General features: G+C 70.9%; 2 pseudogenes. Both read left to right on the top strand.

Annotated elements, in window-relative coordinates:
* Positions 1-479, top strand: a pseudogene (locus ACZ4Z5_RS33270) (ATP-binding protein); the annotation flags it as partial.
* Positions 479-1109 (top strand): annotated as a pseudogene (locus ACZ4Z5_RS33265) (type IV secretory system conjugative DNA transfer family protein); the annotation flags it as partial. The pseudogenes ACZ4Z5_RS33270 and ACZ4Z5_RS33265, both read left to right, overlap by 1 nt.

The raw sequence follows: 1109 nt of genomic DNA, 5'->3' as shown, positions 1-1109 counted from the left end.
TGGTGCTGCCCATGGACGAGATGTGGCGGGCCCTGCGCTCCGGACCGGGCCTGGTGGATGCGATGGACGCCATCAGCCGCCTGAACCGCGTCACCGACGACGTCACCGTCTACGTCACCCACTCCCTGCTCGACAGCGAATCCCTGCCCACGGAGGAGGACCGCGCCAAGGCAAGAGGCCTGATGGACCGCTGCGACACCTGGGTGATCGGCGCCTCCACCGCCGAGGAACTCCAGCGCGTCACCGGCAAGCGGGCGCTGACCGAGCAGGAACGCATGATGATCACCTCCTGGTCCTCGGCCACCAGCACCGGCCTGGACACCAGCGACCAGGTCCACCCCGGCCGCGGCAAATACCTCATCAAGATCGGCACCCGGCCGGGCATCGCCGCCGCGACCGACCTCACCGCCACCGAGAAGCGGCTGTACCACACCGACAGCAACACGGCCGTCGAACACGAAGTGGGGGAGGCCCGCTGATGATGACCGACAACGACCGCGCCTGGCTCGCCGGAGGCGTCCTGGTCGGTGGCGCGGTGGTGCTGTCGGCCGCCACGTGGGCCGGTGCCGCAGCCGGCGCCACCGTGACCGGCGCGGAGGTCGCCCCGCTGAATGTGCTCACCGTCTTCCACATGGTCCGCGACTGGTCCTCGGTGTGGGGCCAGTCGCCTGTCGCATCCGCGGCCGGCGCCGCGCTCCTGGACGTGATGGTCGTCGCCCTGGTGGTGTGGGGGCTGCGCTGGGCCTTCCGCTGGTTCCGCAACCCCTCCAGCCTGGCCACGCTGCACCAGGTGCGCGAGCTCACGCCCAAGCCCGCGGCCCACACCGCGACCCGCCTGCGGGTCTCACTGAAGGACACCAGGCCCAAGGACGTTCCGGCCCGGGACCGTGGCGTACTCCTCGGGGACCATCTGCCGTCCGGAGTGGAGCTGCGCGGCTCGGACGAGGACACCTACGTCGCCATCATGGCGCCCCGCGCGGGCAAGTCGACGGCGCTGGCCATCCCGGTCGCCGAAGAGGCCCCGGGCGCCCTGCTGATGACGTCCAACAAGAGCGACGTCTACGCCGCCACCCTCGCTTCCCGCTCACAGGTCGGACATGCCTGGATTC

The organism is Streptomyces sp. NPDC030222, from assembly GCF_055573115.1.
The sequence above is the reverse complement of the archived record's forward strand: the minus strand, read 5'-3'. Positions and strand labels throughout refer to the sequence as shown.